Source organism: Streptomyces sp. CB01249, assembly GCF_001905735.1.
Classification (GTDB): Bacteria; Actinomycetota; Actinomycetes; order Streptomycetales; family Streptomycetaceae; genus Streptomyces.
Genome location: NZ_LISW01000004.1, coordinates 20,080 through 37,887 on the forward strand (window position 1 = coordinate 20,080; position 17,808 = coordinate 37,887).

Annotated in this window: 12 protein-coding genes, 5 tRNA genes and 1 riboswitch; of the genes, 7 read left to right on the top strand and 10 right to left on the bottom strand. The window is 71.8% G+C overall.

The annotated features are described in order from the left end of the window. Nucleotides 1–48: 48 nt before the first annotated feature. Nucleotides 49–1,602: a PrsW family glutamic-type intramembrane protease gene (locus AMK18_RS19640; RefSeq protein ID WP_073863770.1), complete on the top strand. Its 1,554-nt coding sequence runs from the start codon at nt 49–51 to the stop codon at nt 1,600–1,602. Between the two features lie 3 nt (nt 1,603–1,605). On the opposite strand, the gene AMK18_RS19645 is transcribed toward AMK18_RS19640, so the two are convergent. From AMK18_RS19645 to AMK18_RS19660, 4 genes are all read right to left on the bottom strand, one after another. Next, the gene (locus AMK18_RS19645) at nt 1,606–2,550 is read right to left on the bottom strand and encodes an aldo/keto reductase (protein ID WP_073863771.1); all 945 of its coding nucleotides are present in this window, start codon (nt 2,548–2,550) and stop codon (nt 1,606–1,608) included. 165 nt (nt 2,551–2,715) lie between these two features. Further along, a complete protein-coding gene (locus AMK18_RS19650) occupies nt 2,716–3,885 on the bottom strand; it encodes a M23 family metallopeptidase (protein ID WP_073863772.1) in 1,170 nt (389 codons plus the stop codon). Nucleotides 3,886–3,896: 11 nt separating this feature from the next. Next, nucleotides 3,897–4,050: riboswitch (cyclic di-AMP (ydaO/yuaA leader) on the bottom strand. A gap of 211 nt (nt 4,051–4,261) precedes the next feature. Further along, entirely contained in the window at nt 4,262–5,425 is a 1,164-nt protein-coding gene (locus AMK18_RS19655; RefSeq protein ID WP_018101718.1) for a PP2C family protein-serine/threonine phosphatase, read from the bottom strand. A gap of 152 nt (nt 5,426–5,577) precedes the next feature. Further along, a tRNA-Met gene (locus tag AMK18_RS19660) sits at nt 5,578–5,651 on the bottom strand. Between the two features lie 285 nt (nt 5,652–5,936). Between AMK18_RS19660 and AMK18_RS19665 the strand changes: the two genes are divergently transcribed. Then, a complete protein-coding gene (locus tag AMK18_RS19665) occupies nt 5,937–6,230 on the top strand; it encodes a hypothetical protein (RefSeq protein ID WP_018101719.1) in 294 nt (97 codons plus the stop codon). 101 nt (nt 6,231–6,331) lie between these two features. Continuing rightward, nucleotides 6,332–6,745, top strand: coding sequence for an SHOCT domain-containing protein (locus tag AMK18_RS19670; RefSeq protein ID WP_018101720.1), 414 nt, complete (start codon nt 6,332–6,334; stop codon nt 6,743–6,745). 61 nt (nt 6,746–6,806) lie between these two features. On the opposite strand, the gene AMK18_RS19675 is transcribed toward AMK18_RS19670, so the two are convergent. The 6 genes from AMK18_RS19675 to AMK18_RS19700 form a co-directional block, all read right to left on the bottom strand. Then, nucleotides 6,807–6,880, bottom strand: a tRNA-Lys gene (locus tag AMK18_RS19675). 98 nt (nt 6,881–6,978) lie between these two features. Further along, a complete protein-coding gene (locus AMK18_RS19680) occupies nt 6,979–9,105 on the bottom strand; it encodes an FG-GAP-like repeat-containing protein (RefSeq protein ID WP_241836623.1) in 2,127 nt (708 codons plus the stop codon). Nucleotides 9,106–9,152: 47 nt separating this feature from the next. Further along, entirely contained in the window at nt 9,153–12,116 is a 2,964-nt protein-coding gene (locus AMK18_RS19685; RefSeq protein WP_241836604.1) for an FG-GAP-like repeat-containing protein, read from the bottom strand. A 269-nt stretch (nt 12,117–12,385) separates the two neighbouring features. Beyond that, complete coding sequence (locus AMK18_RS19690; protein ID WP_073863775.1) at nt 12,386–14,446, bottom strand: DEAD/DEAH box helicase; 2,061 nt, start codon at nt 14,444–14,446, stop codon at nt 12,386–12,388. 241 nt (nt 14,447–14,687) lie between these two features. Continuing rightward, complete coding sequence (locus AMK18_RS19695; RefSeq protein WP_073863776.1) at nt 14,688–15,269, bottom strand: hypothetical protein; 582 nt, start codon at nt 15,267–15,269, stop codon at nt 14,688–14,690. 134 nt (nt 15,270–15,403) lie between these two features. Further along, nucleotides 15,404–15,754: a metallopeptidase family protein gene (locus AMK18_RS19700; protein WP_018101725.1), complete on the bottom strand. Its 351-nt coding sequence runs from the start codon at nt 15,752–15,754 to the stop codon at nt 15,404–15,406. An 86-nt stretch (nt 15,755–15,840) separates the two neighbouring features. On the opposite strand from AMK18_RS19700, the gene AMK18_RS19705 reads away from it, so the two are divergent. The 4 genes from AMK18_RS19705 to AMK18_RS19720 all read left to right on the top strand — a co-directional run bounded on the left by AMK18_RS19705 (nt 15,841) and on the right by AMK18_RS19720 (nt 17,722). Continuing rightward, entirely contained in the window at nt 15,841–17,358 is a 1,518-nt protein-coding gene (locus AMK18_RS19705; RefSeq protein ID WP_073863777.1) for a metallophosphoesterase family protein, read from the top strand. Between the two features lie 80 nt (nt 17,359–17,438). Continuing rightward, nucleotides 17,439–17,511: transfer RNA gene (locus tag AMK18_RS19710), tRNA-Glu, on the top strand. A 38-nt stretch (nt 17,512–17,549) separates the two neighbouring features. Beyond that, nucleotides 17,550–17,624 (top strand) — tRNA-Asp (locus AMK18_RS19715). 24 nt (nt 17,625–17,648) lie between these two features. Next, nucleotides 17,649–17,722 (top strand) — tRNA-Phe (locus tag AMK18_RS19720). Nucleotides 17,723–17,808 lie beyond the last annotated feature (86 nt).

The following is a 17,808-nucleotide window of genomic DNA, read 5'->3' on the forward strand; positions in this document are numbered from 1 at the left end:
CCGACGGGCACCATGGCCGTTGTCGGACCCGCTCGTTAGGGTCAAGGGGTGTCCGACGGGTCTGTTCAGCGACAACGGTGGGATCAGCCGGCCGTCCCGGTGCTCCAGGAGCAGCGGGTCGGCGAGATCCTGGCCGCCGTGCCGGCGCGGGGTCAGTGGCGTTACCGGCCGCGCCGCGTCGGCCTGCTCTGGCGGAACCGTACGTTCCGAGTCATCGCCGTCTTCACGCTGCTGGCGCTCTGCGGGGTGGTGATCCTCGCCCTGGTCCGCGACCAGACCGGCACCGAGGGCTTCCTCGTCGGCCTGAGCCTGGCCGTCCTGCCGGTCCCGGTGCTGATGACGGCCTTCCGCTGGCTGGACCGGGTCGAGCCGTCGCCGTGGCGGAATCTGCTGTTCGCCTTCGCGTGGGGCGCGTGCGCCGCCGCCCTGGTCGCCATTCTCGCCAACTCGTTCGCGACCCGGTGGATAGCCGACAGCGATCCGGGGAACGCCGACACCCTCGGCGCCACGGTCATCGCACCGGTGGTCGAGGAGAGCGCCAAGGCGGCCGCCGTCCTGCTGCTCTTCCTCTTCCGCCGGAGGGACTTCACCGGGATCGTGGACGGCGTCGTCGTCGCCGGGTTCACCGCGACGGGGTTCGCCTTCACCGAGAACATCCTCTACCTGGGCAACGCCTTCGGCGAGGACCAGCAACTGGACTCCGGTTTCGCGTCGGTGACCGTGGTGACGTTCCTGGTCCGGGCCGTGATGACCCCCTTCGCCCACCCGCTCTTCACCGTCCTGACCGGCATCGGTCTCGGGATCGCCGCGAGCAGCGCCCCCGGCCGCCGGGTGCGGCGCATCGCCGTACCGCTGCTCGGCCTGGTCCTCGCGATGGGCATGCACGCCCTGTGGAACGGCTCGGCGACCTTCGGCCGGTACGGCTTCTACATCGTGTACGGGGCGTTCATGGTCCCGGTGTTCGGCCTGGTGACCTGGCAGGTGGTCCGGGCCCGCCGCAAGGAGCTGCGCTCCCTGGCCGTCGAGCTCCCCGCGTACGCCGAAGCCGGCTGGCTCACCCCCGACGAGCCCCGCGCCCTCGCCTCGATGCGGGCCCGCGCCCTGGCCAGGAACGCGGCGCGCAGGCGGTACGCGGTGAGCGCCTCCGGCCATCCGTACCACCCGGACTACGCGAGGGTCCGTGCCAAGGAGGCGAAGGAACGCGGCAGGGCGGCGGCGCGGGCGGTCGCCGAGTACGAGGCGTTCGCGACGTCCCTGGCCTCCCTGCGCCGGCAGGCCGGACTGGGCAGGACGGACCCGGACTTCGCCGCACGCGAGCTGGAGCTGCTGCACCACCTGTGGCAGCGCCGCGAGATCGCGGGCCCCGCCCTCGCGTACGCGGCCCGGGCCACGCACCGCCGCCCGCCGGGCTACACGGCCGCCTGGCCACCCGGCCGACCGTACGCGGGCGGGCCCGTGCCGTACGCGTACGGCAACCCGGCCCCGTACAACGGCAACCCGAATCCGTACGGCCGCCCGTCCCCGTACCCGACGACGCAGTCGCAGCCCTACGGTCAGCACCCCTACGGCCAACAGCCCCACCCCCACGGGCCGCAGGCCTGATCGCTAGGCCGAGGCCGCCGTCAGCGTCGACAGCTCCTCGTCCGTCAGCTCGAGCCCGGCGACCGCCAGCAGGGCGGGCAGCTGGTCGACCGTGCGGGCGGAGGCGATCGGCGCGGCGACCGTCGGGCGGGACGCGAGCCAGGCCAGGGCCACCGTCGCGATCTCGGCGTCCCGGTCCCGGGCCACCGTGTCGAGCGCGGCGAGCACCCGCTGTCCGCGCTCCGACTCCAGGTGACCGGCCGCGCTCCCGGCGCGGGCGCTGTCCACGGCCGTCCCCGGGCGGTACTTGCCGGTGAGGAAACCGGCGGCCAGCGCGTAGTACGGGACGGCCGCGAGCCCGGCGTCGGCGGCGGTGTCCTGGAGCTCGCCCTCGTAGGTGTCCCGCGAGACGAGGTTGTAGTGCGGCTGGAGCGCCACATAGCGGGCCAGGCCCTCGCGTTCGGAGAACTCCAGCGAGGCGCGCAGCCGCGCGGCGCTGATGTTGGAGGCGGCGATCTCGCGGACCTTGCCCTCCTTCACCAGCTCGTCGAGGGCGGTGATGATCTCCTCGACCGGGACCGTCTCGTCATCGAAGTGCGTGTAGTACAGGTCGATGTGGTCCGTGCCGAGGCGGCGCAGCGACTCCTCGGCGGCCGACTTGATCGTGGGCGCCGAGAGGCCCTTGTAGCCGGGGAGCGCACCGACCTTGGTGGCCACCACGACGTCGGACCGGTTGCCGCGCGAGGCGAACCACTTGCCGATGACCGTCTCCGACTCGCCGCCCTCGTTGCCGGGCACCCAGTGCGAGTAGGCGTCGGCGGTGTCCACGAAGTTGCCGCCTGCCGCCGCGTACGCGTCGAGGACGGCGAAGGACTGGGCCTCGTCCGCGGTCCAGCCGAAGACGTTTCCACCGAGGCAGAGCGGGAAGACCTGGAGGCCCGACGGGCCGAGATTGCGCAGTGAAGTCATAGGTGGAACAACAGCTTCCGGCCCGCCCGCTATTCCGTGCCACCTACATCCGGCAGGCCGCGGCCACACAGACCGGCAGCCCTGACGTCGGGGGGTGTGCGTCAGGGCTGCCGGGGTTCGAAAGGCCGCGTGCGGGGAAGGGCCGGGGTGCCGGAGGAGGAGACCTCAGACCGTCAGGCCGCGGGCGCGCAGCCAGGCCATCGGGTCGATGCCGGTGCCGTCCGGGGTGTGGACCTCCAGGTGGAGGTGCGGGCCGGTCACGTTGCCGGTCGCGCCGACGCGGCCGATGGTGTCGCCGGTGGTGACCTTCTGGCCGACCGTGACGCCGATCGAGGACTGGTGGCAGAACCACAGCTCGGTGCCGTCCTCCAGCTCCAGCACCGTGCGGTAGCCGTAGGCGCCGGACCAGCCGGCCGACTTGATGGTGCCGGTGTGGATGGCCTTGATCGGGGTGCCGGTCGGGGCCGCGAAGTCGAGGCCCGTGTGGTAACCGGAGGACCACATCGAGCCGGCCTCGCCGAACGTCGAGGTGATCGTGTACGAGGAGGTGGGGATGGCGTAGCTGGCGGCGAGCTTGGCCAGGCGCAGGGCCTCGGCCTTCTTCTTCGCCTCCTCCTCCGCCTTCTTCTTCTCGGCGGCGGCCTTGGCCGCGGCCTCGTCCTGCTGCTTCTTCGCCTCGGCGGCCGCCTTCTCGGCAGCGGCCTTCTCCTCGGCCGCCTTCGCCTCGGCGTCGGCGGCGCCCTGCTGCTGTTCGGCCTGCTGGAGGATGCGGGCGCGCAGCGCCTCACCGGCGTCCGTGGTGCCCTGCTCGGCCTCGGCGGTGGTGATGCCGGCGGTGGTCAGCGGGGCGGCGGCGGTGGCGGTCGCGGGGGTTTCGGCCTCGCTCTCGCCGGAGAACAACGCGCCCACGCCGGGAAGGGACTTGGCGTCGGGGAGATTGTCCGCGATGGAATCGGGAAGAGAGATGGAGACCGGCGGCTTGCTCTGCGCGGTGGCCATGCCTCCCGCACCGACGGCCGCGATGACACCGACGCCGAGGACGGTGGAGCTACGGGCCAGACCATTGCGCTGCTTGGCGACACGGTGCTTGCCGCGGACGGGGCGGACGGACTCCTCGGTGGGGTTCCATTCCTCCCAGGTCCGCTCGGAGTCGGCGTCGTCGGCGCGGAAGCCGCTGCCGTAACCGGCGCCGGTGGCGAAGCCGTTGCCCCGGTCGGTCGCGTAGTCGCCGCCCTGTTCCGGGATGTACGCGGTGCCGGTGCCGGACGCGAAGTCGGCGCCGTACTCGGGCACGAACCGGGAAGGTGATTCGGGGGCAGGCTTGTTGGACGCCACGCGGGCGCGCTCCTTTCCTTCCTTCTCGCCTACCGGGTTAGCTGACGGGTTCGGAGCAGGAAGGTCTCCTACGGGTTCCTCCGCCTCTTGTGAAGACGAAGATGCCCGATTCACCCCATGTAGGTGGTTCCCCGGTTCCCTTGCGGAATTCGGCGCACGCGCGCGGCGCCGTCCCTGACGACGGCTGGGACAACCGCGCTGCGTTATCGAACGTTAATAGACAGACGGGTCCGATTCCAAGCTGTTCCCACTGATCGTTCACGCGCTCGGCCTGGACTTTACGGGACACAACCGGGTGCAATCGGGCGAGTTGATCGGCGCTCAGCCACTACGCGTTTTCTGACGTTGCGTCAAATGTTATGCGGAGTGGCGCCCCTCAGTCACGCAGCGTGGCATCCCCCTTGATGATCTTCACCGTCCTGCGCCGGTCGGGCTGCCCCTTGGCCGGCCGGGCCACCGCGAGCAGCGCCATGTCGTCGGTTGCCTCGCCCCCCGTATGCAGCCGTACGTCGTCGGTCAGCGCGGACAGCAGCTCCTCGGGCCCCGGGAAGAGCCGCCCCCGCAGCCGCTCCGCCGGGTCGTAGAAGACACCCTCGGCGTCACGGGCCTCCGACAGGCCGTCCGTGTAGAACAGCAGCGTCCCACCGGGCGGCAGCTCCCACTCGTCCGAGCGGTCCGGCCGCACCCCCAGGTCCATGCCCAGCGGCAGCGCGGGCTCCGTGGGCGTCAGCGCCTCCACCGCCCCGTCCCCGTACAGCAGCAACGGGTCCGGATGGCCGCGGTTCACCAGCCGTACGCGCTCCGCGCCCGGCGGGATCTCCGCGAACACGGCGGTCACGAACCCCTCGAACGCGTCCAGGTTGCTCCGCCGTACCGACTCACGCGCCAGCGCGCGCTCCAGCCGCTGCGCCACGCCCTCCAGCGACTTCTCGTGCTCCGCCGCCTCGCGGAACGCCCCGATCACCACCGCCACCGCCCCGACCGCCTCCAGCCCCTTCCCGCGTACGTCCCCCAGCACGAGCCGTACGCCGTACGGAGTGTCGGCGGCCGCGAAGAGGTCGCCCCCGACGAACTCGTCCGCCTGCGCCGCCTCGTACCGCGCGGCCACCTGGAGTCCGCCGATCCGCTCCGGCGGGGCGGGGAGCACGGCCCGCATGGCCGTCTCCGCGATGATCCGGGCGGACGCCAGCTGCTCGCTGCCGCGCCGCACGACCCGGTTGATCACACACGCCTGGACGGCGACCGTGAGCACGGTGAGCATCTCGATGAACGAGACCACCTCGACCAGGTCGCCGGTGTAGAGCCGGATGCCCGCGACCGCGAGCACCGCGGCGATCCCGATGCGGATCGTGGTGCCCAGACCGAAGAAGGGCGCGGCGATCAGCGGCGCGGCCGCGAAGATCGGGACGGCGGTGAAGGAGGGTGGCGTGAAGAGGTCGAACACCACCCCGATGACGATCATCGCCACCGGCAGCACCCGGACGAACCGGCGGCTGCCCGCGCCGTCCGACCCGCGCCGCCGTCGCTCCCACTTCCTCACCTGCGGTCTCCTGCCCGGTGCGGCCACGGCCGGTACCGCGCACCTCCCCCAGCCTCGCGCCGACGCGGCCACCGGGCGAATCCTCGGCCGCCGATGGGGCGACAACGCATCAGGCCCGGCACGCTGTCTGCGTGCCGGGCCTGATCCTTCAGTAGCGGGGACAGGATTTGAACCTGCGACCTCTGGGTTATGAGCCCAGCGAGCTACCGAGCTGCTCCACCCCGCGTCGGTGAACCCAACTCTACGGCATCTTCGGAGCTCTCATGACCACCACCCGTCCCGCGCACCCCGTGCGCACCGGCGGCGCGGACCGCGGCCTCCCTTGATCCGAACCCCAAAGTGCCGAAAACGAGAAGGTGTTGCGAGGAACATGTGTTCTGGCGCAAGGTATCTGCTGCACCCCCCGGCTCGGTGGGCTGCCCGTGTGAGCAGGCCCCCGACCGCGCATGCCGGCGCGCGCGGAGAGCTGCTCCCGGTCTCTGATCGCAGCCTGTCTGGAGGGCTCTCGACCATGGCCGCACCGCTCGCCGCCTCCGATCACACCCCCGCCCCCTCGGCCACCCCGCCGTCACCCGCACGCGCCGCCGCCAAGAGCGGCCTCATCGGCGGTGTGATGGGCGCGGCGATGAGCGCGGCGGTGAACTACCTGGCGATCGGCCTCCCGGGCAGCGCGTCCGTCAACGCGGTCAACCACGCGATATCGGGCCTGATCAGCGGATTCCTCGCCGGTTTCATCGGCATCATGGTCCACAGCAGGAAGACGGCGGCGGCCACGACCACCGCCCCCTCCGAGCCGGAGAAGTAGCCACCGCCCTCCACAGCGCTCCCCCTTCAACGGGCGCACGGACCCATATGGCGATATGACTGATTTCAGACTCAGCCATTTCGAGGCTCCGGGAGTGGACGATGGACGACTATCCCCTGCTCAACCTGTTCTGGACGATGCTCTGGTTCTTCCTCTGGATCATGTGGCTCTTCCTCCTCTTCCGGGTCATCATGGACATCTTCCGCAGCGATGACCTGAGCGGCTGGGCGAAGGCCGGCTGGCTGATCCTGGCGCTGGTCCTGCCCTATCTGGGCGTGCTGATCTACGTGATCGCCCGCGGCAAGTCCATGGGCAAGCGCGACGTCCAGGAGGCGAAGGAACGCGACGCCGCCTTCAAGGCGTACATCAGGGACGCGGCGGGTACGGAGGGCGGCGGCAGCCACCACAAGAGCGGCGGCCACGTCGAGGACCTGTCGAAGCTCGCCGACCTCAAGGACAAGGGCGCGATCACCGAGGAGGAGTACCAGCGAGCGAAGTCGAAGCTCCTGGTCTGACGCCCGCCCCCGCACACGACGGAGCCCCGGGTCGCGCACGCGCTGACCCGGGGCCACGAGGTAGGCCGTGTGGGACTCGAACCCACAACCAACGGATTAAAAGTCCGCTGCTCTGACCAATTGAGCTAACGGCCCTCGGCACATCACCCCCGAGCATAGCCCGCCCCGGCCGCGCAGCCGATCGGGTATCGGCCGCGCGGCGCCGTCGGCGGAGTGGGGGCGGGCTCAGGGGCTCAGAAGATGGCCTTGTACGTCTGCCAGCCGGTGGCGATCTGCGTACGGGCGCCGAAGGAGCCCTTGCCGTTGCCGTTGTTGCGGAACAGCTTGCCCGCCGAGTCGCGCACGACGAAGTCGTTCCGGCCGTCGCCGTTCAGGTCGCCGACGCCGATCAGCGCGTTGTACGAGCGGCCCCAGTCCGAGAACACCTTCACGCGCGGCGCGAAGCGGCCGTTGCCCAGGCCGTTGTAGCGCCACAGGCCGCCGTTGCGGTCGTGGCCGAGCAGGTCGGGGATGCCGTCGCCGGTGATGTCGCCGACGCCGGTGATCTGGGCGTACGTCCGCCAGTCGGTGTTGATCCGGGTCTTCGGGAGGAACTTCCCGGCGGCCGTGCCCGCGTAGAAGTAGATGTCCCCGGTGGACGTCTGACGGGCGATGAGGTCGGCCCGGCCGTCGCCGTTCAGGTCGCCGGGCGACGTCAGCACGTCGTACTGCTGCCAGCCGCCGCCGATCACGGTGTGCTTGCCGGTCGGCTTGTAGCCGGAGGCGCCGCAGTTGCCCTCGTACCGGCGCAGTTCACCGCCGGGCATCCGGACGAACAAGTCGGAGCAGCGGTCGCTGCCGGTGTCTGCGAAGGGCACGGCGACCGTGCCGGCCGGCCAGCCGGTGCCGGACGCCTTGCCGCTGAAGGCACCCGAGCCCTGCCCGAACTGGATGGTCAGGTCCCCGTGGGAGTTGAGCGTGACGAGGTCGCCGATGCCGGAGCGGCCCTGGTCGTGGAAGCCCGCCTTGCCGCCGCCGACCGAGATGGTCCCGTTGGCGGTGTACTTCCCCGAACCGTCCTCGGCCGTCGCCGTCAGGGTCCAGGTGTGCGTGCCGTTACCCGTGTATCCGCCCGCGTCCGTCAGGCCGTCCCAGTTGACGTCCGCCTCGGTCCCGTCACCGCCCTTGAGGGTGCGCACCGTGCGGCCCGTCCAGTCCTTGACGGCGTACGTCCAGGAGACGGGCTTGTTGAACTGCCAGCTGCTGTTCCAGCTCTCCAGCCCGTCGACGCCCTTGATGTCCATGTACGCGTCGCCGAGATCGGAGGCGATCTTCGCGAGGGGCTGCGCGGGCACCCCGCTGGGCACGAGGTGCAGGGTCTGCGCGGCGTCGAGATACGCGATGTCGCCGCCGAACTTGTCCACGGCCCAGGTCAGCCGCCGCTGGTCGGCGGTCTTCCCCGCCGGGAGCGCCGCAATCACGCGCGGGGCGGCCGCCTTGCCCGTGTGGAAGTCGGTGAGCAGCAGCTCGCCCGTGCTCCGGTCGTGCCGGACGAGGTAGCCGTCGCCGACGAGGGCGGGCCCGGACGGCACGGTGAACGACTTCTTCGCCGTACGGTCGTACACGCCCGCGGCACCGGTCGTCCCGCAGTTCCAGTAGAGCCAGCGGCCGACCGCGCGCACCTCCTTGATCACGCAGGGGGCGCCGGTGGCCGCCGTCTCCACGACCTTCTTCGTCCCCAGGTCGGTCGCGCTGAGCGCCCCGGTGGTGGTCGCCGCCCAGAGCGTCGTCCCCCAGACGGAGGCCGCGCTCGGGGTGCGGACGACGGGGTCGGCGGTCGAGGTGTAGCCCGGGTACATGCCCGCCTGCTGCTTGGCGGGAGAACCGCCGTTGACGACGTAGGCGCGCCCCGTCGTGTCCACGATCCGCGCGGTACCGGCCGGGTAGTGGGTCCCGGTCCCGTGGTACGAGTTGCCGGGCGCGCGGAACTGCACGCTCTCGGTGCCGGCGTCGTCGCCGTCGACGAACACCACGCCGACGTCGCCGTGGCCCGAGGCCATGAGGTCGACGCATGCGCCGTTGTCGCAGGGCACCGTCCTGAGGTGCGCGTCGTTGGCGTACGTCCCGGCGAAGGCGAGGCTCTCGCGCTCCCCCACGGTCGTGGCGTCGGCGGACACCCGGCGGTCGAACACCATGCGGTCGCCGGAAGCGCTCCGCTCCGCCGTCACCAGCCGCCCGCCCGCGAAGTCGAGGCCGTAGACCCCGGTCGTCGCCACGGTGGCGGGGGCGGGGTCGGCAGCGCTCGCCGGGACGGCGGCCGTGGCGAGCACGGTCGCCCCGGCCACGGCGCCCACGAGCGCGACGCGCCCGCGTATGAACACGGTCAAGAGAAGTTCCTTTCCGGGGAGCCCGGAGGTCGAGCGAATGATCAGAAGAGATTCTTGTACGTCTGCCAGCTGCCGCCGACCTTGGTACGCGCCGCCAGCGCGCCCTTGCCGTCGCCGCGGTAGCTCCACAGCACCCCGGACGTGTCGCGGGCCAGCAGGTCCGCGCGTCCGTCGCCGTTCAGATCACCGGAGCCGACCATCGTGTCGTACATGGTCCAGCCGTACCCGATCTTGGTACGGGCGCCGAGTGTGCCGTTGACGGTGGCGGGGTAGCGCCACACGTTGCCCGAGCGGTCGCGGGCCACCAGGTCGCCCTTGCCGTCGCCGTCCAGGTCGCCCGTCCCGGCCAGGAGGTACCCCTGCCAGCCGTAACCGATCTTCACCCGGGGCTCGAAGAGGCCGTCGCCCTTGCCCTGGTAGAAGTACAGGTCGCCGGAGGGCGTCCGGCCGAGCAGATCGGCGCGCCCGTCGCCCGACATGTCGCCGGGCGAGGTCAGGGCGTCGAACATGTTCCAGCCGGTGCCGATCTTCTTGTACGGCGTGGTGGGCTTGAGCGCGGCCCCGCAGCCCGGCTTGTACGCGCGCAGCTCGCCCGCCTCCGTACGGACCAGCACGTCGTTGCACCGGTCGCCGCTGATGTCCTCGAACGGCACGGCGGCCGTCACGGTGTTGCCGCCCGTCCAGCCGGTGCCCGACACCTTGTCCTCGACCCGCCCGGCCCCGGTCCCGGTACCGGCCCGCCAGTCGGCCTTCCCGGCCGAGGTGAACGCGAGCAGGTCCCCGTACCCGTCCTTCTTGACGAAGTCCCGGGCCACCGCGGCCCCGCCGGTGAGTGCGAGGGTGCCGGACGTGGTGAAGGCGGCGCCGTTCCCGTCGGCGGGGGCGGCGGTCAGGGTCCAGGTGTAGGAGCCGTTGGGGGCGTACGCGCCGGAGGCGGTCCTGCCGTTCCAGGTGGCGGCGACGGTCCCGCCGCCGGCGCTCGGGGCGCCGGTCAGGGTGTGCACGGTCTTCCCCGTCGCCCGGTTCTTGAACGCGATCTTCCAGGAGGAGACCGGCTTGGACATCAGCCAGCGCGCCTTCCAGTCCCAGCCGACGTCGAGACGGGTGCCCACCTCGGTCTCGACCGGGTCGACCCGCTCCGTGGCCACACCGCTCGGCACGAGGTGGATGCGCTGATCGGCGGCGATGTACGCGACGGGCCCGCCGAACTTGTCGACCGTCCACTGCGCGCCCCGCTCGTGCGCGGCCGTACCGGGCAGGTCGCCGACCGCGTGGGTGTCGTCGGCCGTACCGTCGCGGAACCCGGTCAGCAGCAGCTTCCCGGCGGCCTTGTCGTACCGGACGAGGTAGCCGTCCCCGATCAGGGCCTCACCGCTGGGCACCGCGATGCTCTTCTTGGCCGTACGGTCCCAGACACCGGCCGGGCCGGTGGGACCGCAGGACCAGTAGAGCCAACGCCCCACCGCCTGGATCTCCTTGGCCACGCACGGGGCGCCCGTGGTGACGGTGGAGAGCGTCTTCTGCGTGACCACGTCGCTCGCGGTCAGCACCCCGGCCGTCTTCGTGGCCGACCACAGCGTGCCGTCCCAGACCGAGGCGGCCCGGACGGTCCGCGAGTACGGCTTGGTGTCGTACGCGCCAAGGTCGCCCACGTACTGCAGGTCCGGGTTGGTGCCGTTCAGGATCACCCACCGGCCGGTGAGGTCGACCAGGGAACCGTAGTGGGAGTTCATACGGAACCAGCGAGGATCGTCGTCGTCGTTGATCGCGCCGACGCTCGCTTCGGCCGCCCCGAAGGTGTTCACCCGGATCAGGTGCCCGTCTCCCGACGACCACGGACCCTCCCATTCCGATTCCGGGGTGGCCCAGCCCTCGTACACCGGCTCGCCCACTTCCAGAGAGCCCGGCTTCGTCGTCACCGCCCGCTGGAAGTTCGACGGGAGGAACATGGTGTCCGGCTCGCTGGTCGCCAGGACCCCGTTGGCCAGGGAGATCCGGGAGACGCGCCCGGGGATGCCGGGCACCGACGCCAGCTCGGACAGGGCGAGGGAGCCGGGGGCGGCCTTCCGCAGCGCCCAGTGGGCGGAGTCCGTACCGCCCGCGAACACGAGGCCGCCGTCGGGCGCGGCCACCGTCACCGGAGCGGCGTGCCGCAGCAGCTCGACCGGTTCCCCGCCGTCCTTCGGGTACGCCTGGAGGCGGAGCCCGGACAGGTCCACCATGTCGTCCGGCTCGCGGTCGTACCAGGTGACGAGCAGCCGGTCACCGGCCGCGCCGAGCACGGGCACCTCGTTGTAACGGGGCTTCAGGTCGATCCGCTTCGGGGCGGTCGCCGGGTTGTCCCGGGGCACCCAGGAGGCGTCGCCGAGGGAGTCGACCCAGTAGAGCCGGTCGGCGGTGAGCAGGGCCCGCTCGCCGGTCGCGGGGCCGGGTGTGAAGCGGCCGGTGGCGATGTCGATCAGCCCGAGGCTCTGCCGTCCGTCCGCGGTCGTGCAGCGGACCACCAGCGTCGAGGCGTCGGCGGCGGCGATGTCGGTCAGGTCGGCGATCGGCGCGGGCAGTTCGAGGGTGGCGCCGACCGTCACGGTGTCCGCGCCGCCCCAGCGCGCCAAGTGGTAGGTGGGCGCGAGGTTCGTTCCGGTACGGGTCAGCAGGTGCGGCCCGGCCGAGGCCACCGCGATGTGCTCCGCCGGGAGCTGGAACCCGCTCGACCGGCCGGTCCCGAGGTCCGTCCCGCGCCACTGGCCCGCGGCCTGGGTGAGGATGGTGTCCGTGCCCGCCGCAAGCCACTTGGGCCGCTTCAGTGCGTAGGCGGCGGCGTTCGAAAGGAGCGGCGAGGCGTCGGGGACGTCCACCGTCCTGGTGGTGCCGTCCCAGTCGGTCCAGAGAAGACCGGCCTGGCCCTCCTGCCGGTAGAGCACGCCCGAGGTGCCCGCCCCGTACGGGATCGCCACCCGTGGCGCGTACCTGGCGGCGGTGAACGATACGGCTCCGGGCTGTGTCACCGGATCCACCGCTGCGGCCTGCCCCCCGGCGGCCAGTCCCAGCAGTCCCGCTGTCATTCCGATGGCCACGGCCGCGGACATGGTTCTTCGGGCGCGACGACGCCTCATGTTGCGATTCCCTCCCCAGGGGCCCTTGCGGGCGCGGAGCGGATCGTAACAGCGGGAACGCACGGCGGGGAAGCGAAAATCGAACCTGTTCAAAAAGGTCAGGGCCCGTACGTCACCGAGGTGACGTACGGGCCCTGACCAGGCATCAAGCGGCCGGACGATCAGCCGTTGCGCTTCCAGCGCGGCTTGTCGTCGCGGCGGCCGAAGGAGCCGGTGCTGGTGCCGGTCGAACGGTGGTCGTCGCGGCGGCCGTTCGGGCGGTCGCCGCCGGAGCGGAAGCCACCGGACGGGCGGTCGTCACGACGGTCGCGGTTGAACGGACGGTCGCCACCACCGGAGCGGAAGCCACCCGAGGGGCGGTCGTCGCGACGGTCGCGGTTGAACGACGGGCGGTCGTCGCGGCGCTCGAAGGAGCGGCCACCACGGTCGTCCCGGCGGTCGCCGCCGGAGCGGAAGCCACCGGACGGACGGTCGTCACGACGGTCGCGGTTGAACGGACGGTCGCCACCACCGGAACGGAAGCCACCCGACGGACGCTCGTCACGACGGTCACGGTTGAACGACGGGCGGTCGTCGCGACGGTCGTTGCCCCGGTAGCCACCGGAGGGCCGGTCGTCGCGGCGGAACGGACGGTCGCCGCCCCGGTCGTCGCGGCGGTCGTTGCCCCGGTAGCCACCGCGGTTGTCGCGGCGCTCGTAGTTGCCCCGCTCGTCGCGGCGGTCCTCGCGCACGGCCGGCTGCTCCGGCACGGAGGCGGCGGCAGCCGCGAGGGCGGCCTCGGCCTCGGCGGTGACCTCGGCCACGGCGGCCTCGGGGTCGTCGCCGCGCTCACGGGCGGCACGCGCCACCAGGCGGTCGGCCTCCTCGCGGAGCTCGACGGCGCGGCGCTGCGCGCGCTCCAGCTGCTTGGTCAGCTCGGCGGCCTCGCGCTCGGCCTGCTTCGCGGCGTTGTTCGCGGAGTCGGCCTGGACCTCGGTGAGCGAACGGGCGCCGGTGATCTCGGCGACCTCCGGCTCGAAGACGCCCGCGCCCTGCACGATGTGGCGCGAGGCGTCGACGCCCGCGTCCTCCATCAGGCGGAAGATCTGGCGGCGCTGGTGCGGCAGGGCCAGCGAGACGACCACACCGGACTTGCCGGCACGGGCGGTACGGCCCGAGCGGTGCAGGTAGTCCTTGTGGTCACCGGCCGGGTCCACGTTCAGGACCAGGTCGATGCCGTCGACGTGGATACCGCGCGCGGCGACGTCGGTCGCGACGAGCGCGTTGACGTAACCCTTCTTGAAGTCCTCCAGGACCCGGGTGCGCGCGCCCTGCGTCATGCCGCCGTGCAGCGCGTCCGCCTTGACGCCCGCGTCGACGAGCTGCTCGGCGATGCGGTCGGCGCCCAGCTGGGTGCGGACGAAGATGATCGTGCGGCCCTTGCGGGCGGCGATCGCGGAGGTGACCGGCGCCTTGTCCTTCGGCTTCACGACGAGGACGTGGTGCGACATGGTCGAGACGTTGCCCTGGGCGGAGTCGACCTCGTGGGTGACCGGGTTGCTCAGGTAGCGCTTGACCAGCGTGCCGATCTCGTTCTCCATGGTGGCGGAGAAGAGCATGCGCTGGCCGCCCTCGGGGATCTGGTCCAGCAGCTCGGTGACCTCGGGCAGGAAGCCCAGGTCGGACATCTGGTCGGCCTCGTCGAGGACGGCGACCTGGACGTTCTCCAGCGAGCACGCGCCGCGGTTGATGATGTCGCGCAGCCGGCCCGGGGTGGCGACGAGGATGTCGACGCCGCGCTCCAGGGCGTAGATCTGGTTGCCCATCGACGTACCGCCGCAGACGACCTTCATCTTCAGGCCGAGCACGTCGCCGTACGGCTGCAGCGCGTCCGCGACCTGCATCGCGAGCTCACGGGTCGGGGTGAGGATGATCGCGCGGGGCTTCTTCTTCTCGGTGCGCCCCTCCGCCAGCGCCGACAGGGTCGGCAGGCCGAAGGAGAGGGTCTTGCCGGAGCCGGTACGGCCGCGGCCGAGGATGTCCTTGCCGGCCAGGGCGTCCGGGATGGTCGCCGCCTGGATCGGGAAGGGCGTGGTCACACCGTTCTGCGCGAGCTTGCGGACGATGCCCTCGGGCAGGCCCAGGTCGGCGAAGGTGACGGTCGGCTCAGCGGCCTCGGCGGTCTCGGCCACGACGGCCTCGGCGACAGCGGTGAGCTCGTCGTTCTCGACGTTCTCGGGCATGACGGTGTGGTCAGAACTGGAAATTGACATGCGAAATGCGAAACCTTCCGGAGTCTCGGCACGCGCCCATAACTCCGTGATTTCGCAATGTCGACCGCCTCAATGCGGTCCAGCCACGGCAAGGGAGAGTACGCGCCACACGGCGCTCTTCTGTGTCGGCGCCGGGCAATGGGATCAAACGATCTACCACCATACGCACTCTCACCCACATTGCGCAAGCCGCCTCCCCTCGCCCCTCCCCTCAGGCCGGTCCCACCTGCGGCGATGCCTCCGGCGTACGCAGCTCCGCCACCTCGTCCGGCCACCCCAGGGCGTCGGTACGGAACTGAGCCGCCGGAGACGCCGAGGGCTCCGGCGGCGCGGACTCCGAGGGCTCCGGACCGGGCTCCTCCGGGTCCGGCGGCGCGGGCGAGTCCCCGGGGTCCTCCGGACCGGTTACGGGGCCGGGGTCGGCCGGCACCGAGGGCTCCGGCGGCGCGGACCCGGCCGGGCCCTCCGGTACGGACGGACGGGCGGCCCGGCCCTCGCCCTTCTCCGACCCACCCCCGGGCCCGCCGGAGGCCGGGGCGCTCCCGGAGGGCGAGGCGGAGGCGCTCGGCCCGGCGCCCCGGCGCTCCGACTGCGCACCGGCGCCGCCGATCCGGGAGTGCCCGGTCCCCGTCACCGTGGAGCCGTTCGGCTCGACCGCGGCCCCCTTCGGCTCGGCGGACCGCGAGGGCGCCGGTTCCGCCCCGTCGGAGCCGACGCTCATACAGCCGGTGGACGTGGCGAGCGCGACAGCGGTGACCGCTGCCCAGCGGACGGGGACGGAGAACTGGCGCACGAGGGCACCTCCGGGGACGCGAGGAAGGACAGGCCTGACATGAACGAGACGGGTGCGCCCTGCCCAACTCCCTTGACCCCGCCCGGGACACGCCCGCCGGGGCGGCTCCTTCACAACGGGCCCCCGCGCCCCGCTCAGCCGTAGCCGAGCGCGTGCAGCCTCTCGTCATCGATGCCGAAGTGGTGGGCGATCTCGTGGACGACGGTGATCTCCGTCTCGGCCACCACGTCCTCGCGCGTCTCGCACATTCGCAGCGTCGGACCCCGGTAGATCGTGATCCGGTCCGGCAGCACGCCCGCGTACCACTCACCGCGCTCGGTCAGCGGCGTGCCCTCGTACAGGCCGAGCAGTTCCGGGTCGTCGGACTCCGGCTCGTCCTCGACGAAGACCGCGACGTTGTCCATCAGCCGGGTCAGCTCCGGCGGAATCCGGTCCAGCGCCTCGGCGACCAGTTCCTCGAACGCTTCCCGCGTCATCTCCAGCACCCGGCCATTGTCCCGTACGGCCACCCGGCCCGCCCAGGTCCCCGCACCCGGGCATACCCGCGCCACGACTGGGGCAGGGGCACCCAATGGCCCGCGCCCGACTCCCCTTCCGCCGCCCGATATCCCGCCGCGCAGACCGCGGCCCTCTCGCCGCACCCCACCCCTTCTTCCGGGCGCTCGGACTGGTCGTCGTGGTGCTGTTCGGCGCCTGGCTCGGGCTGCTCGCGGTGGGCAGCGTCCGGACGCCCGTGGGGCCGATGGACACGACGATGACCCTGCGGCCCTCGCTCAGCGGCGGCACCAAGATCAACGTCTCCCCGCTCGGCGCCCTGGAGCTGGACTCGCACCGCGCCCCGGTCCGCCTCGACGTCGACGTGGACCGGCTCGACCCGGTCCGCTCGCAGGCCCTGGTCCAGCACCCCGAACGGCTGGCCGGGCTGGAGGACGAGGTCACGTCGGACGTCGCCTCGGGCACCCGCGAGCTGGCGCTGCGCTCCTGCGTGGCAGTGGTGACCGGGGCGACGGCGCTGGGCCTCGCGGTGTACCGCAGGCCGCGCCGGGCTCTGGCCGCCGGGGGCCTGGCCCTCGCGCTGCTGGCGGCGTCCGGCGTGGGCGCGTACGCCACCTGGAACCCGAAGTCGGTCCTGGAGCCCAAGTTCTCCGGGCTGCTCTCCAGCGCCCCCTCGGTCGTCGGCGACGCCCGCTCGATCGTCAGCGACTTCGACGTCTACCAGCAGGAACTGGCCCGCCTGGTCACCAACGTCACCAAGCTGTACGACGCCACCTCGACGCTCCCGGTCTACAGCCCGGACCCGGCGACCCTGCGCGTCCTGCATGTCTCGGACATCCATCTGAACCCGGCCGCGTGGCACATCATCGGCTCGCTCGTGGAGCAGTACGACATCGACGTGATCATCGACTCCGGCGACACGATGGACCACGGCGCCGCCGTCGAGAACAGCTTCCTGGACCCCATCGCCGACCTGGGCGCCCCCTATGTCTGGGTGCGCGGGAACCACGACTCGGCCGTGACGCAGAAGTACCTGTCCGACAAGAAGCGCTTCCCGAACGTCCACGTCCTGGACCAGGGCAGGGCCGTGACCGTCGGCGGGCTGCGGGTCGCCGGCATCGGGGATCCGCAGTTCACCCCGGACCGGACGGGCCCGGAGCAGGCGGAGGACGTCGAGGGCGTGGCCGGCCGCACGCTCGCCGCCGCCCTGCGCGAGCAGCAGCGGTCCGGCACCCCCGTCGACATCGCCGTCGCCCATGAACCGGAGGCGGTGAAGGAGACGGACGGCGAGGTGCCGGTGGCGCTGGCGGGCCATGTGCACCACCGGCAGAACGAGCTCCTGAAGGGCGGCACCCGGCTGATGATCGAGGGCTCCACGGGCGGCGGCGGGCTGCGAGCCGTCCAGAACAAGAAGCCGGAACAGGTGCTCGCGTCGGTGCTCTATCTGGACCGCTCCACCCGCCGCCTGCAGGCCTGGGACGAGATCACCCTGGGCGGCCTCGGACTGACGACGGCCGAGGTCAGCCGCCATCTGCCGGAGCAGAAGCCCGCCCTCACGAGCCCGTCCCCGACCGGCCCGAGCCCGTCCCCGTAAACCGTTTTGGCGAACGCCGCCGGCATCCCATATGCTTCTCACGTCCCCGACGCGCTGCAAGGCGCGCAGGCGGGCCCTTAGCCCTCATCGTCTAGTGGCCCAGGACGCCGCCCTTTCAAGGCGGTAGCACGGGTTCGAATCCCGTTGGGGGCACGCTTGAACGTGTGCGAGACTTGTCTCGCACATTGCTTGGTCCTGTGGAGCAGTTAGGAGTGCTCGCCACCCTGTCAAGGTGGAGGCCGCGGGTTCAAATCCCGTCAGGACCGCTGAGGTTTCACGTGAAACCTTGTGGCTGGGTAGCTCAGTTGGTACGAGCGATCGCCTGAAAAGCGATAGGTCGCCGGTTCGATCCCGGCCCCAGCCACTTCCCGAAGGCCCCGTCCGATGGACGGGGCCTTCGCCGTTCCGGAAGGTCTTCGGCAGCCCACCGGGGAGCGCCGCCCGAAATGG

Bases quoted from the DNA above. Each gene is read 5' to 3' on its own strand.
- AMK18_RS19645 (WP_073863771.1), bottom strand. From the start codon at position 2,550: ATGACTTCACTGCGCAATCTCGGCCCGTCGGGCCTCCAGGTCTTCCCG.
- AMK18_RS19665 (WP_018101719.1), top strand. From the start codon at position 5,937: ATGGCCGCACCGCTCGCCGCCTCCGATCACACCCCCGCCCCCTCGGCC.
- AMK18_RS19670 (WP_018101720.1), top strand. From the start codon at position 6,332: ATGGACGACTATCCCCTGCTCAACCTGTTCTGGACGATGCTCTGGTTC.
- AMK18_RS19690 (WP_073863775.1), bottom strand. From the start codon at position 14,446: ATGCCCGAGAACGTCGAGAACGACGAGCTCACCGCTGTCGCCGAGGCC.
- AMK18_RS19705 (WP_073863777.1), top strand. From the start codon at position 15,841: ATGGCCCGCGCCCGACTCCCCTTCCGCCGCCCGATATCCCGCCGCGCA.